The following is a 13588-nucleotide window of genomic DNA, read 5'->3' on the forward strand; positions in this document are numbered from 1 at the left end:
CATGAAAGCGCGTCGATACACCGCACGAGCCTGCGTCCCGGTACGCGAGAATGCGTCCGTGGTGCGCTCCGACGACGTCGTCCCCGGCGCCGTCACGTGTATCGGCTCCGGGACCTCCTCGAGGAGCGCGAACACCCCGACCTCCCGTCGCTCGTCGGCGGGAGCGGTGGGACGGGCGACGTCCGCCCACGGTGAGGCGTCGACCGCCTCGTGCGTGCTGAGGGCCATGAGAGCTCCTGCGAGAAGTCGGGTCGCGCGGGCGCGGGCGGGGCCGGCGGGCGCGGGAGGGCCGGTCAGGCGGAGGCGAGGGCGCGAGCGGCGGCGTCGTGGACGAGGCCGAGGGAGTCGCGGAAGGCCGCCACGGTGCGCGCGATGCAGTCGCGCGAGGTCTCGTCGACCAGGACAGGACCGCCGGAGAGGTGGTCGATGTGGGAGTCGAGGACGAACCGGCCGGTCGCGATGTGCCGGGCGCCGAGCGAGACGAGCACCGGGCGCAGGCCGTAGTCGATCGCGAGCAGGTGCGCGACGGTGCCCCCGGTCGCCAGCGGCAGGACGAGCTTGCCCTGCAGGACCGACTGGGGCAGCAGGTCCAGGAAGACCTTGAGCAGGCCGGAGTAGGACGCCTTGTAGATCGGGGTGGCGACGACCACCGCGTCGGCCGCGATGACCTGGCGGACCGCGACCGCGATCTCCAGGTCGGCGGTGTCGGCGGACAGCAGGGCCTGCGCCGGCAGCTCCCGCACGTGCAGGACGTCGACCTGGTGGCCGTCGTCGGCGAGGTCGGCGGCGACGTGCTCCGCCAGGGCGGCCGTGCGGGACCGCAGCGAGGGGCTGCCGGTGAGGACGAGGATCTGGGCCATGGGGGGTCCTTGGTTCGACGACGGGTTCGGCGACTGGTCCGGCGACCGTCCGGCGACGTGGCGTCGCCGGGTGCGCGGCCTCGCCCCGAGGGCGAGTCGGCACGGGCCGGACGGGAGGGAGGGGTGCGCGGAGGTACGGCTGGGCCGACGTCCGGTGCGGGCGCGGGGGTCGGTGGCACGACCGCCGGGGCCGGGGGCCCAGGTCGGGCCCGCCGAGCGGTGCGGTCACGCGGTGGTGCGGGGGACCTCGCGGGTCAGCACCCGGGCGTGCGCCGACCGCCCAGCCGTAGCCGGGCAGGACGTGGGGTGCGGACCTGCAGGGGGTGCCCGGCGCGAGGGCCGCGGACGCCTGTCAGGTCAGGCTCCGCAGCGGGCGCGGGCGCGACGGTCACGTCGCGGGCCGTCCTACCGACAGGACTGGGCCGAGGTCCCCATGGACATGCACATTCGCCCGGCGACGAGGTCGCGCGGCGCGGACTGCGGTCGAGGGGTTGCCATGGCAGGACTGTGGCAGAGCCGTCTCAGCATGAGAAGCGTGTGACCGACATCTGAGACGCCCGTCACGTCGGGCGCCGACCGGGGCGCCGACGGGATGGTCAGGAGCGCGCGACCAGAGTGTTCGACGCCTGCGCGCGCGGGCGGATGACCATGGAGTCGATGTTCACGTGGTGCGGACGGGTCAGCGTCCAGGCGATCGCGTCGGCGATGTCCTGCGCCACCAGGGGCGCGTCCACCCCGGCGTACACCGCGTCCGCGCGGGCCTGGTCACCGCCGAACCGGGTCAGGGAGAACTCCTCGGTGTGCACCATCCCGGGGGCGATCTCGATGACCCGCACGGGCTGCCCGACCAGCTCCAGCCGCAGGGTGGCGGCGATCTGCCGCTCGGCGTGCTTGGCGGCGACGTACCCGCCCCCGCCCGGGTAGGTGCCGTGGGCGGCGGTCGAGGTCAGGACGAGCACGTCGCCGCGGCCGGTGGCCCGCAGCGCGGGCAGAAGGGCCTGGGTGACCCGCAGCGTCCCGAGCACGTTGACCTCGAACATGGCGCGCCAGTCGTCCAGCGACCCCGACTCCACCGGGTCCGTGCCCAGGGCGCCGCCCGCGTTGTTGACCAGCGCGTGCACGGGGCCGCCGCCCGTCACCTCGCGCACGAGGCGGGCCACGTCGTCGTCGGACGTCACGTCCGCCACGAGCGGGACGGCGCCGGTCGCGTCCGCGAGCGCCTGGAGACGGTCGGCGCGCCGCGCGACCGCGACGACGTCCCACCCCTCCGCCCGCAGGCGTCGCACGGTCGCCGCCCCGATGCCCGACGACGCCCCCGTCACGACCGCACGCAGCGCGCGCTCCGTGGTGCCCGTCGTGCCCGACCCGTCGCCGACCGCTGCGCTCGTCATGGGCAGCACCTTCCCAGGTCGCGACCGCGGGCGCCGGAGGAGGCGTGGGGCGGCCGGTCCTCCGGGCGCGACCGCGAGCGCCGGAGGAGGCTTGGGGCGACCGGTCTCGCGTGGTGGGATGGCGCCATGGCGACCACGCTCTGGATGACCGGCGACGTCGACGCCGACCGCCTGCTGGACTCGGACCCGTTCGCGCTGCTGCTCGGCATGCTGCTCGACCAGCAGGTCGCGATGGAGACCGCCTTCGCCGGGCCGCACAAGATCGCCGAGCGTCTGGGCACGCTCGACCCCGCCGCCGTCGCGGACGCCGACCCGGACGCGTTCGCCGCGCTGTGCGCCACCCCGCCCGCGGTGCACCGCTACCCGGGCTCCATGGCAGGCCGCATCCAGGCGGTCGCGCGCGCCGTCGTCGACGACTACGACGGCGACGTGACCCGCCTGTGGTCCGACGGCGAGCCGGACGGCCGGGAGGTCCTGCGGCGCCTGAAGGCCCTGCCCGGCTTCGGCGACCAGAAGGCGCGGATCTTCCTCGCGCTCCTCGGCAAGCAGCGCGGGGTCGCGCCGGGGGGCTGGCGGGAGGTGGCCGGTGCCTACGGGGAGGACGGCGCCCGCCGCTCCATCGCCGACGTCACGGACCCGCAGTCCCTCGCGGCCGTGCGGGAGACCAAGCGTGCCGCCAAGGCGGCCGCGAAGAAGCCCGCCGACGGCGGGTAGCGGCCACACGTGGGGGGCGCGGCCGGACGGGCTCGACCGGTCCGCCCGGGGACGGCGGCCCACACCGACGGCGGGCGGGGAACGGAGGCGCGTGATGGAGCTGGTGCCGCTGGCGGAGGCCGAGCTGACCTACGGCAGCCTGGACGTCCTGGACTTCGGGGTGGACGGCCTGGTCTACGGCTCCCTCGACGGTCGTCTGCACGGGGAGCGCCTGTCGGGTAGCATGCGCGCCACGAACCTGGCCCCGCGCCGGCCCGACGGGGTCACGCTGCCGACCCTGCGGGGCGTGCTGGTCACGGACGACGGCGCGCAGGTCTGGGTCGAGGTCGACGGGGTGGCGACCACACGCGAGGCCGACGGCGCCCGCGTGTTCGTCACCACGGTGCGGTTCCGGACCGGGGCGCCGTCCTACCGGTGGCTCGACACCGTCGTCGGCCTGCAGGAGGGCAGGCTCGACCGGGTCGGGGACGCGCTCGTCGCCCGCGGCACCATCGTCGAGTGCCGGCCGACGATCGCCTGACCGGCCCCGACCACGGGGCCGGTGTCGCGGGTCGGTGCTGCGGGGTCGGTGCTCGGGTCAGTGCTGCCGGTGGCTGCTGCGGGCGGGCGCGGCGGGCTCACCGGGCGCCGGGCCGTCGGCCGTGGCGTCCTTCCATCCCTGGGCGTAGGCCTCGGCCGTCCCCAGCGCGAACATGTCGTCCGGCCCGGTCCGCACCAGCGTCCGTGCTCCCGGGCCGTCCTCCTCGGTGACCAGGTGCCCCAGCCCGCGGACCACGGCGACGGGTCGTCCGGCGGTCTTGCCCTTGACCAGCTCGGCGGCCGCGGCGATCTCGTCCGCCACGGCGGCGGCGGTGACGTCCAGCCGGCGACCGTGGGTGTCCGTCTGCCCGCGCAGGTCGTCCAGCACGACCAGGCCCGCGGCCCCGATGGCGATGTCGGTCTGCCCCTGCCGCCACGGCCGGCCGGCCGTGTCGGTGACGACGACGCCGACCTGCACCCCGAGCCGGCGCCGCAGGCCGGCGCGCAGCGCACGCGCCGACGCGTCCGGGTCCACGGGCAGCAGCAGGACCGTGCCCTCGGGGGTGTTGGAGCCGTCCACCCCGGCGGCCGCCATGACCAGCCCGAGCCGGTTCTCGACGATGCGGGTCACTCCCCCGGCGTGCTCGCGGGTGGCGACCAGGCGCACCGTCTCGTCGGTGATCGCCTGCTCGCGGTCGCTCGCGGCGAGCACCCTCCCCTCGGCCTTGGACACGATCTTGCTGGTGACCACGACCACGTCGCCGTCGGCGAGCGCCGTCGGGCCCGCCAGGTCCAGCCGGCCGACGGCGCGCGCGACGAGGTCCACGAGGTCGTCCCCCGGGACCACCTCGGGCAGCCCGTCCGGCGCCGTGACGGCGAAGGACGCGGTCACCGCACCAGCCGGGGCAGGACGTCGCGGCCGAACGTCTCGATCCACTCCCGCTGGTTGCGGCCGACGTTGTGCAGGTAGATCCGGTCGAACCCGAGGTCGACGTACTTCTGCAGCTCCGCCCGGTGCGCGTCCGGGTCGGCCGAGATGACCATCCGGCCGGCGAAGTCCTCCGGCCGCACGAGCTTCGCCATCTGCTCGAAGTCGAACGGCGAGCGGATGTCGCCCTTGGGGAACTTCATGCCGCCGTTGGGCCACTGCCCCATGGCGTTGGCCAGCGCGGCCTCGTCGGTCTCGGCCCACGACAGGTGCACCTGCAGGACCTTGGGCATCGTGTCGGGGTCCTTGCCGGCGTCCCTGGCCCCCTCGGCGAAGCGGGCGAAGAGCCCGGAGATCTTCTCCAGCGGCGCGCCGACGGTGATCAGCCCGTCGGCGTGGCGGCCGGCCCGCTTGGCGGTGACCGGTCCGGCGGTGGCGACGAGGATCTCCGGTGCGACCTCCGGCATGGTCCACAGCCGGGTGGACTCGAGCTTGTAGAACTGCCCCGAGTGCTTGACGTCCTTGCCGGCCAGCGAGGCGTTGAACAGCTTGGTGATGACCTCGATCGCCTCGAACATCCGGTTGATCCGCTCCGGCGCCTCCGGCCAGTACCCGGCCACGACGTGCTCGTTGAGCGCCTCCCCGGACCCCAGGCCCAGCCAGTGCCGTCCGGGGTACATGGCGGCGAGGGTGGCGGACGCCTGGGCGACCATCGCCGGGTGCCAGCGGAACGTGGGCGCGGTGACGCCGGGGCCCAGGTCGCCGCGGGTGCGCTCCCCCAGGGCGGAGAGCACGTTCCAGACGAACGCGCTCTGGCCCTGCGCAGGCACCCACGGCTGGAAGTGGTCGGCGGCCATGACGCCGGAGAACCCGTGCTGCTCGGCCAGCTCGGCCAGCTGGATGATCTCCGTGGGGTGGAACTGCTCCAGCGCCGCCGCGTACCCGACCGTCAGACCCTGCGCCACGTGGCTCTCCTCACCCGCCGCCGACCGATCGGCGGACCTCACCGGGGAAGCCTAGTCGCGGCCTCGGGGGGCGCCGGGCCGGGGCGGAGCGAGGGACCACCGCCGATCTGGGAAGATCAGGCCCATGAGCGACCAGCAGCCGACCTCGACCGCACCCCCCGCAGCGACGACGCCGACCGGCGGGCCGCGGGTACCGGACAAGGTCTCGCTCGACGGCCTGGAGGACCGCTGGGACCGCGCGTGGACGCAGGCGGGCACGTACCGCTTCGACCGGACGGCGACCCGCGAGCAGGTCTACTCCATCGACACCCCGCCGCCGACCGTGTCCGGGTCGCTGCACGTGGGGCACGTCTTCTCCTACACGCACACCGACGTCGTGGCGCGGTACCGGCGGATGGCCGGGCGCGAGGTGTTCTACCCGATGGGCTGGGACGACAACGGCCTGCCGACCGAGCGCCGCGTGCAGAACTACTTCGGCGTGCGCTGCGACCCGTCCATGCCCTACGACGCCGGCTTCACCCCGCCGCAGGTCGGCGGCGAGGGCAAGAGCTCCAAGGCCGGCGACCAGCTGCCGATCTCCCGCCGCAACTTCATCGAGCTGTGCGAGCGGCTGACGGTCGAGGACGAGCGCGAGTTCGAGTCGCTGTGGCGCTACCTCGGCCTGTCCGTCGACTGGGACCACCACTACCAGACCATCTCCGGCGAGGCCCGGGCGGTCGCCCAGCAGGCGTTCCTGCGCAACCTGGCGCGGGGCGAGGCCTACCAGGCGGAGGCGCCGGGCCTGTGGGACGTGACGTTCCAGACCGCCGTCGCGCAGGCCGAGCTCGAGGCGCGCGACTACCCGGGCGCGTTCCACCGCGTCGCCTTCCACCCGGCCGACGGCGACGCGGTGCCCGTCGTCATCGAGACGACCCGTCCGGAGCTGCTGCCCGCCGTCGTCGCCCTCATCGCCCACCCCGACGACGAGCGGTACCAGGCCCTGTTCGGCACCACGGTCCGGTCCCCGCTGTTCGGCGTCGAGATCCCCGTGCTGGCCCACCCCGCCGCGGAGCCCGACAAGGGCGCCGGCATCGCGATGTGCTGCACCTTCGGGGACCTCACCGACGTCCAGTGGTGGCGCGAGCTGCAGCTGCCCACCCGCTCGGTGATCGGCCGCGACGGCCGGCTGCTGCGCGACACCCCCGCCTGGCTGCTGGCCGACGCCGGCGCGGCACCCGGCGCCGAGGCGCTGTGGTCCGACCTCGCCGGCACGACGACGTTCACCGCCCGGACCAAGGTCGTCGACGCCCTGCGCGCCGCCGGCGACCTGGACGGCGAGCCGGTCGCCACCCAGCGCAAGGCGAACTTCTACGAGAAGGGCGACAAGCCGCTGGAGATCGTCACCTCGCGCCAGTGGTACATCCGCAACGGCGGCCGCGAGGTCCCCGGACGCGAGCTGCGCGCCGAGCTGCTCGCGCGCGGCGAGGAGCTCAGCTTCCACCCCGACTTCATGCGGGTGCGCTACGAGAACTGGGTGGGCGGGCTGAACGGTGACTGGCTGGTCTCACGCCAGCGATTCTTCGGCGTCCCGTTCCCGGTCTGGTACCCGGTCGGCGAGGACGGCGAGCCGGACCACGACCGTCCGCTGCTGCCGACCGAGGACCAGCTCCCGATCGACCCGTCCAGCGACGTGCCGGCCGGGTACACCGCCGAGCAGCGCGGCCGGGCCGGCGGCTTCGTCGGCGACCCGGACATCATGGACACCTGGGCGACGAGCTCCCTCACGCCGCAGATCGCCGGCGGCTGGCGCAGCGACCCGGACCTGTTCGAGCGCGTGTTCCCGATGGACCTGCGCCCCCAGGGCCAGGACATCATCCGGACCTGGCTGTTCTCCACGGTCGTCCGCTCGCACCTGGAGCACGGGTCGCTGCCCTGGTCCGACGCCGCGATCAGCGGCTGGATCCTGGACCCGGACCGCAAGAAGATGTCGAAGTCCAAGGGCAACGTGGTCACCCCCCGCGGCCTGCTCGAGGAGCACGGCTCGGACGCCGTCCGGTACTGGGCCGCGTCCGCGCGGCTGGGCACCGACGCCGCCTTCGAGATCGGCCAGATGAAGATCGGTCGCCGTCTGGCGATCAAGGTCCTCAACGCGAGCAAGTTCGCGCTGACGTTCGGCGAGGGCCCGGACTCCGTCGTCCTGGACCCCGCGCTGGTCACCGACCGGCTGGACCGGGCGATGCTCGCCGGCCTGGCAGACGTCGTCGACCGGGCGACCGAGGCGTTGGACGCCTACGACCACACGCGGGCGCTGGAGCTGACCGAGACGTTCTTCTGGACGTTCTGCGACGACTACCTCGAGCTCGTCAAGGACCGGGCCTACGGCGCGGGGGCGGCCGAGGTGGGCCCGGGCACGACGTCGGCGCGCGCCGCGCTGGGTCTGGCGCTGCACACCCTGCTGCGGCTGTTCGCCCCGGTGCTGCCGTTCGCGACCGAGGAGGTGTGGTCGTGGTGGCAGGAGGGCTCGGTGCACCGCGCCCCGTGGCCGACGGCCGCGCCGCTGCGCGAGGCCGCCGGTGACGCCGACCCCGCCGTCCTGGGTGCGGCCGGGGCGGCCCTCGCGGCACTGCGCAAGGTGAAGTCCGAGGCGAAGGTCTCGATGCGCACGCCCATCCTGCGGGCGGTGCTCGAGGTGCCCGCCGCCGTGACCGACGCCGTCGCGGCGGTCGCCGGTGACGTGCGCGCGGCCGGGCGTGTGACGGGCGCGCTGGACCTGGTGTCCGCCGACGGCGGGGGTGACGGAGCCGGCGCGGTGGTCCGCGAGGTCGAGCTCGGCGAGGCGGAGGCCCGCGTCAAGGGCTGACCGCCCACCCGGGCCGACGACGAAGGCCCCGACCGAGCGGATCGGTCGGGGCCTTCGTCGTGCCGGGGGCGGGTCAGACGATGTCGTGCACCCGTCCGGAGTCACCGGACTGCGACAGGACGGACTCGCTCGGCGTGGACGGGTCGATCCAGCGCAGGATCGCCCCGACGCCGTCGACCAGGTCGACGCTGCCGTCCACCGCGAACGTCAGGCCCGCGTCCTGGCCGAGCGCGGCGCGGACCACCGCGATGTCGGCGCGCAGCTCCCGTGCGCCCTCGGTGACCCCCATGGCCTCGAGCTCGTCGCGCGTCACGGCGATCTGCAGCGGGTCGGGCCCGACCCACACGGTCCGGTCGCCGATCGGGGACGCGTTCGTCGTGACGGACTCCTGGAGCACCAGGTCCGACACCTGCCCGCGACGGAGCACCTCGATGACGTCGCCGAGCTGGGTCACGGCCGCACCGCCACGGCCCTGCTCCTGGCGGAAGTGGTCCAGCACGCCCTCACGACGCCGCGCGCGGTACGCCTCGAGCGTCGCCTTGACCCGCTCGTCGAAGGTGTCCTGCTTGACGCCCTCGGCACGCGAGCCGCCGGGGACCGCGATGGCCAGCTCCTTGGCGTGGTGACCGAGCTTCTCCTGCAGGAGCGGGACCTCGCGCACGTCGCCCGTGATGATGATGAGCTCGGGGTTCCGGCGCACGACCTGCTTGTCGATGTCGGCAGCGACCGTCTCCGCGTTGCGCTCCCAGGAGTCCTCGGCGCGGTTCTGCGAGTGGTCGTGGTGCCAGCCGCCGCCGGTCTTGACCTTGCGCAGCTCGTCGTGGTCCCCCTCGACGACCTCGTGGTCACCGGTCTCCAGCCGGCCCGCTCCGTCGCTCCAGTAGAGGTCCGCGCCCTGCCGGTCCACCTCGACGAGCAGGAAGCTCACCGCCTCGTCGGCGGCCCGGGCCGCCGCGAGCAGGGCCGGGACCGGTCCGTACGTGGCGGAGTTGCGGTCCGGCGGGTCGGCCAGGACCCGATCGATGCGCACGCCCTCGGCGTCGGCGATGAGGACGCGGCCGTGCGGCCCGGCGACCCGGGTCGGGCGGGTGACCACGTCCTCGATCTCGTCCAGGACAGGGGTCGGCGCGCCCTGGCGCTCGAGGTCCCGCCGCAGCCCCTTCCAGCGGTCGAGCACCTCGGTCTCCCCGGTCGGGTCGTTGCGCGTGGCGTCGACGTAGACCGTGGTGAACGGGCCGGTACGGCCGAGCAGCGGCTTGAGCCAGTCGAGCTTCATGGGCAGCGCCTCCGAGAGGTCGGATCGGGACGGGCCGTGCAGACCGGCCGCGTGCTGATGCGCTCCACCTTCGACCACCCGGCCCACCGGCGCCACCCCGGATCCGGTCCGCCTGCTGCCGGCACGTGCCCCGGTGACGGCGTCCTGGCGGTCGGGTCACGCGAGCGCGCCGTGCCCGCCGGTGTGACCGGCGTGACGCCCTTGAGGCGACCGGGCAGTAAATCGCATAGGTATGATTCGGCATGAATAGTTAACCGTCGCTCGGCGCCCTCCTGCGTCGCCGACACCCGAGAGGACACCCATGCCGTCGACCTCCGCCCGTCTGCTCGCCCCCGCCGTCGCCGTCGGCCTGCTCGTCGTCGGCGGCTGCGCCGACTCCGGGACGTCCGCTCCGGCGGCCACCGCCGAGGGCGGGGTGCCCCTGGTCGCCGAGGGCACGCTGACCCTGTGCACCAACCCGCCCTATGAGCCGTTCGAGTTCGCGGGCGAGGACGGCGAGGTCCAGGGGCTCGACATCGACGTCGTGGAGGAGGTCGCCACCGACCTCGGGGTCGACCTGAGCGTCGTCATCTCGCCGTTCGAGGGCATCCAGTCCGGCCAGGACCTGGACACCGAGAAGTGCGACGTCGTCGCGTCCGCGATCACGATCACCGACGAGCGCGCCGCGAAGATCGACTTCTCCGAGCCGTACTTCGACGCCGACCAGGGCCTGCTGGTGCCGCAGGGCTCCGGGCTCTCCGACGTCGACAGCCTGGAGGGCGCCACCATCGGGGTGCAGCAGGCCACCACCGGCGAGACGTGGGCGCAGGAGAACGAGCTGGAGGTCGTCCAGTTCGAGGACCTCGGGCTGCAGGTCGCGGCCCTGGAGACCGGTCAGGTGGACGCGGTGGTCAACGACGTCGCCGTCCTCGGCCCCTTCGTGGCGGAGGGCTACGAGGTCGCGGCGAACTTCTCCACCGGCGAGCAGTACGGGCTGGGCGTCCGCAAGGGCAACGTCGAGCTCCTCGAGGCCGTCGACGCGACGCTGGACCGGATCCGCGAGGACGGCACCTACGACGCGATCTACACCGAGTGGGTCGGCGTCTCCCCCGCCGAGGGCTGACCCGTGACCACCCAGTCCCCCGCTGCCCAGGGCGGCGCGGCGCTCGCCCCGGTCACCGGCCGGCGCAGCCCACGCCGGCGGGCGCAGATCTCCCGCGGCATCCAGTACACGGTCCTGCTCGCGCTCGTGGTCGTCCTCGCGCTCGCCACCGACTGGGCCCGCGTCGGCACGACGTTCCTCGATCCGGCGGTGGCGCGCGACCTGGTGCCCACGCTGGGCGGCGCCCTGGTCAACACCCTGCGGTACACCGTCGCCGCGTTCGCGGTCGGGCTCAGCCTGGGCACGCTGCTCGCGCTCATGAAGCTGTCCTCGGTGCGTCCGTACCGCTGGATCGCGACCGTGTACATCGAGTTCTTCCGCGGCATCCCGGCGCTGCTGGTCGTGGTGGCGTTCGGGTACGCCGTCCCCGTCGCGCTCGGGGTGAACATCGGGTCGCTGACCGCCAAGGCCGCGCTCGCGCTGGGCATGGTCGCGGCCGCGTACATCGCCGAGACGCTGCGGGCGGGCATCGAGGCGGTGCCCCGGGGGCAGGTGGAGGCGGCGCGGTCGCTCGGCATGTCCCACACCCGCACCCTGGTGACCGTCGTCATCCCGCAGGCGTTCCGCATCGTGCTCCCGCCGATGACCAACGAGCTGATCCTGCTGACCAAGGACACCTCGCTCATCTACCTGCTGGGCCTGACCCCGGCGCAGTTCGACCTGACGAAGGTGGGACGTGACGCCCTGAGCACCGCCCAGGGCGGGCTGACCGCCCTGTTCGTGGTCGGCGCGGTCTACCTGATCATCACCATCCCCCTCGGGCTGCTCGCACGCCGCCTCGAGGGACGCACCGCACGGAGGACCCGCTCGTGACCGCACCTGTGACGTCGTCCGCGCCGCTCACCGACGCCGCCGCGCCGGCCATCCGGATCGAGGGCCTGCACAAGTCCTTCGGGCCACGCGAGGTGCTGCGCGGCATCGACCTGGAGGTCCACGCCGGGGAGGTCGTCTGCGTCGTCGGGCCGTCCGGCTCGGGCAAGTCGACGCTGCTGCGCTGCGTCAACCTCCTGGAGCAGCCGACCGCCGGCACCGTCCGGGTGCTCGGGACCGAGGTGACGCACCCCGACGTCGACATCGACGCCGTCCGCGCACACGTCGGCATGGTGTTCCAGTCCTTCAACCTGTTCGCGCACCGGTCGGTCCTGGAGAACTGCACGATCGCCCAGCGCACCGTCCTGCGCAGGCCGCGCGCGGAGGCCGAGCGGGTCGCCCGGGAGAACCTCGCCCGCGTGGGCCTGGCCGACCGGGTGGACGCCCTGCCCGCGCAGCTGTCCGGCGGGCAGCAGCAGCGCGTCGCGATCGCCCGGGCGCTGAGCATGGACCCCGCGCTGATGCTGTTCGACGAGCCGACCTCCGCGCTGGACCCCGAGCTCGTGGGTGACGTCCTGGGCGTCATGCGCGACCTCGCCGAGGGCGGCATGACCATGCTCGTCGTCACCCACGAGATGGCGTTCGCCCGGGAGGTCGCCGACCGGGTCGTGTTCATGGACGACGGGCTCGTGGTCGAGCAGGGACCGCCGGAGCAGGTGATCGGCGCGCCGACGCACGAGCGCACGCGCACGTTCCTGCGGCGCGTGCTGGACCCGACCCACCAGCGTCCGGTCGCGGGCCGGTAGGTCCCGGCCGCCGGGTCGACGCCCGCGTCAGCCGCGATCGACCGGACCCCAGCGGTCGCCCGCCGCCGCGGGGGCGGTCGCGGGCGCGAACGGTCCGCCTGGGCCGAAGGCGATCCGGCCGAAGCGCTCCCCCATGAGGCGGTGCGTCGCGGCGTCGGGGTGCAGCCCGTCGGGCAGGGGCAGGCCGGCGGCGTCGACCTCGCCGTAGAGCTCGCGACCGTCGAGGTGGTGCAGGTGCGGGTCGTCCGCGGCCCGCTGCGCCGCGACCTGCGCCAGCGCCTCGCGGACGACGCCGAGGGAGAGCCTGCCGGCGGCCCGGTCCGCCGGGTCGCCGGTGGCGACGAAGCGCATCCGGCCCGCGCGCAGCGCCTCGGGGTCCAGGGCGCTCGGGCCCGGGGCGACCTCGTGGATCGGGCACAGGACCGGTGACACGACCAGCAGCGGCGTGGTCGGGTGGCCGTCGCGGATCGCGTCGAGGAAGCCGTGCACGGCCGGCACGAACGCCCGCAGGCGCATGGCGTCGGTGTTGACCACGTTGATGCCGACCTTGACGCTGATGAGGTCGGCCGGGGTGTCGCGCATCGCTCGTGCCGTGAACGGGTCGAGCAGGGCGCTGCCGCCCAGGCCCAGGTTCACGAGGTCCACCCCGCCCGCCTGCGCGGCGACGGCGGGCCAGGTCCCCGTCGGGCCGTCCGCCCCCGAGCCCTGGCTGATCGAGCTGCCGTGGTGCAGCCAGACCCGGCGGCCGGTGCTCGGCAGCGGGTCGACCGGGGCGTCTGCACGCAGCGCGACGAGCTCGGTGGTCTCGTTGTGAGGCAGCCAGATCTCCAGGACCTTGGGCCGGTCGAGCAGCCCGGTGAAGCGGACGGTGCCGAACCTGCCTTGCTCACGGGTGACGCCCCCCGTGGCCATGTCCACGGTCAGCGTGCTGCCGCCCCCCACGGTGGCCCGCCCGGCGAGGGCCCCGTCCACGAGCAGCTCGTAGACGCCGTCCGGGCGGGGGGCCACCCCGGCGTAGACCCGCCGCGTCCGCAGCGCGTCGAGCTCGACGACCGTGGCGCGGGAGCGGAACGCGACCCGGACGCCGGACGGCTCGGCCTCCGCCATCGCCACCTGCGGGTCGGTCGCCTGCGCACGGGCGCCCGCGGTGAGCCGGTGCGGCAGCAGGCCGTGCGCCGTGTGCTGCAGGTCGAGGGCGCCGCGCACCAGCGCGGCGGTGAGGGGGACGGTCGTGAGCTGCATGGTCCTGCCTGTCGGGTCGGTGCGGGGGGTCGGTGCGGGGGTGAGTGCGGGACGAGGTGGCGGACGCGGCGCCGGACGAGACGTTCGTCCGGGGGTC

Annotated in this window: 12 protein-coding genes; 6 read left to right on the forward strand and 6 right to left on the reverse strand. The window is 74.5% G+C overall.

Translation table 11 applies throughout. The annotated features are described in order from the left end of the window. Positions 1-293: 293 nt before the first annotated feature. Together ssuE and CAE01nite_RS08345 are read right to left on the reverse strand one after the other, a co-directional pair. A complete protein-coding gene (gene ssuE / locus CAE01nite_RS08340; RefSeq protein WP_146902746.1) occupies positions 294-860 on the reverse strand; it encodes an NADPH-dependent FMN reductase in 567 nt (188 codons plus the stop codon). 596 nt (positions 861-1456) lie between these two features. Beyond that, on the reverse strand, positions 1457-2251 hold the full coding sequence (locus CAE01nite_RS08345) for an SDR family NAD(P)-dependent oxidoreductase (RefSeq protein WP_146902749.1): 795 nt from the start codon (positions 2249-2251) through the stop codon (positions 1457-1459). 126 nt (positions 2252-2377) lie between these two features. On the opposite strand from CAE01nite_RS08345, the gene CAE01nite_RS08350 reads away from it, so the two are divergent. Together CAE01nite_RS08350 and CAE01nite_RS08355 are read left to right on the forward strand one after the other, a co-directional pair. Beyond that, positions 2378-2965 (forward strand): HhH-GPD-type base excision DNA repair protein, encoded by a 588-nt coding sequence (locus tag CAE01nite_RS08350; protein ID WP_146902752.1) that lies wholly within the window; start codon positions 2378-2380, stop codon positions 2963-2965. Between the two features lie 91 nt (positions 2966-3056). Then, positions 3057-3485, forward strand: coding sequence for a DUF3237 family protein (locus tag CAE01nite_RS08355; protein ID WP_146902755.1), 429 nt, complete (start codon positions 3057-3059; stop codon positions 3483-3485). Between the two features lie 57 nt (positions 3486-3542). Here the strand turns inward: CAE01nite_RS08355 and CAE01nite_RS08360 are convergent, their stop codons facing one another. Further along, positions 3543-4376, reverse strand: a complete 834-nt coding sequence (locus tag CAE01nite_RS08360; RefSeq protein WP_146902758.1) for a coenzyme F420-0:L-glutamate ligase — start codon at positions 4374-4376, stop codon at positions 3543-3545. Beyond that, entirely contained in the window at positions 4373-5419 is a 1047-nt protein-coding gene (locus CAE01nite_RS08365; RefSeq protein WP_371862893.1) for a TIGR03557 family F420-dependent LLM class oxidoreductase, read from the reverse strand. The genes CAE01nite_RS08360 and CAE01nite_RS08365 overlap by 4 nt, the downstream gene beginning before the upstream one ends. An 82-nt stretch (positions 5420-5501) precedes the next feature. On the opposite strand from CAE01nite_RS08365, the gene valS reads away from it, so the two are divergent. After that, complete coding sequence (valS, locus tag CAE01nite_RS08370) at positions 5502-8216, forward strand: valine--tRNA ligase (protein ID WP_146902761.1); 2715 nt, start codon at positions 5502-5504, stop codon at positions 8214-8216. Between the two features lie 73 nt (positions 8217-8289). On the opposite strand, the gene CAE01nite_RS08375 is transcribed toward valS, so the two are convergent. Beyond that, positions 8290-9492 carry a baeRF2 domain-containing protein gene (locus CAE01nite_RS08375; RefSeq protein WP_146902764.1) on the reverse strand — a complete coding sequence of 401 codons (1203 nt, stop codon included), beginning with the start codon at positions 9490-9492 and terminating at the stop codon, positions 8290-8292. Positions 9493-9793: 301 nt separating this feature from the next. Here CAE01nite_RS08375 and CAE01nite_RS08380 point away from each other — a divergent pair, with 301 nt between their 5' ends. The 3 genes from CAE01nite_RS08380 to CAE01nite_RS08390 are packed head-to-tail and all read left to right on the forward strand — an operon-like array spanning position 9794 to position 12249. Further along, entirely contained in the window at positions 9794-10594 is an 801-nt protein-coding gene (locus CAE01nite_RS08380; RefSeq protein ID WP_146902767.1) for an ABC transporter substrate-binding protein, read from the forward strand. A 3-nt stretch (positions 10595-10597) separates the two neighbouring features. Continuing rightward, positions 10598-11446 carry an amino acid ABC transporter permease gene (locus CAE01nite_RS08385; RefSeq protein WP_146902770.1) on the forward strand — a complete coding sequence of 283 codons (849 nt, stop codon included), beginning with the start codon at positions 10598-10600 and terminating at the stop codon, positions 11444-11446. Positions 11447-11454: 8 nt separating this feature from the next. Next, a complete protein-coding gene (locus CAE01nite_RS08390) occupies positions 11455-12249 on the forward strand; it encodes an amino acid ABC transporter ATP-binding protein (RefSeq protein ID WP_146903937.1) in 795 nt (264 codons plus the stop codon). A gap of 27 nt (positions 12250-12276) precedes the next feature. Here CAE01nite_RS08390 and CAE01nite_RS08395 read toward each other — a convergent pair whose 3' ends face one another. Beyond that, complete coding sequence (locus tag CAE01nite_RS08395; RefSeq protein ID WP_146902772.1) at positions 12277-13491, reverse strand: GDSL-type esterase/lipase family protein; 1215 nt, start codon at positions 13489-13491, stop codon at positions 12277-12279. Positions 13492-13588: the final 97 nt, after the last annotated feature.

It is taken from the genome of Cellulomonas aerilata (genome assembly GCF_007991755.1).
GTDB lineage: Bacteria > Actinomycetota > Actinomycetes > Actinomycetales > Cellulomonadaceae > Pengzhenrongella > Pengzhenrongella aerilata.

Bases quoted from the DNA above. Each gene is read 5' to 3' on its own strand.
- ssuE (WP_146902746.1), bottom strand. From the start codon at position 860: ATGGCCCAGATCCTCGTCCTCACCGGCAGCCCCTCGCTGCGGTCCCGC.
- CAE01nite_RS08345 (WP_146902749.1), bottom strand. From the start codon at position 2,251: ATGACGAGCGCAGCGGTCGGCGACGGGTCGGGCACGACGGGCACCACG.
- CAE01nite_RS08350 (WP_146902752.1), top strand. From the start codon at position 2,378: ATGGCGACCACGCTCTGGATGACCGGCGACGTCGACGCCGACCGCCTG.
- valS (WP_146902761.1), top strand. From the start codon at position 5,502: ATGAGCGACCAGCAGCCGACCTCGACCGCACCCCCCGCAGCGACGACG.
- CAE01nite_RS08375 (WP_146902764.1), bottom strand. From the start codon at position 9,492: ATGAAGCTCGACTGGCTCAAGCCGCTGCTCGGCCGTACCGGCCCGTTC.
- CAE01nite_RS08380 (WP_146902767.1), top strand. From the start codon at position 9,794: ATGCCGTCGACCTCCGCCCGTCTGCTCGCCCCCGCCGTCGCCGTCGGC.
- CAE01nite_RS08395 (WP_146902772.1), bottom strand. From the start codon at position 13,491: ATGCAGCTCACGACCGTCCCCCTCACCGCCGCGCTGGTGCGCGGCGCC.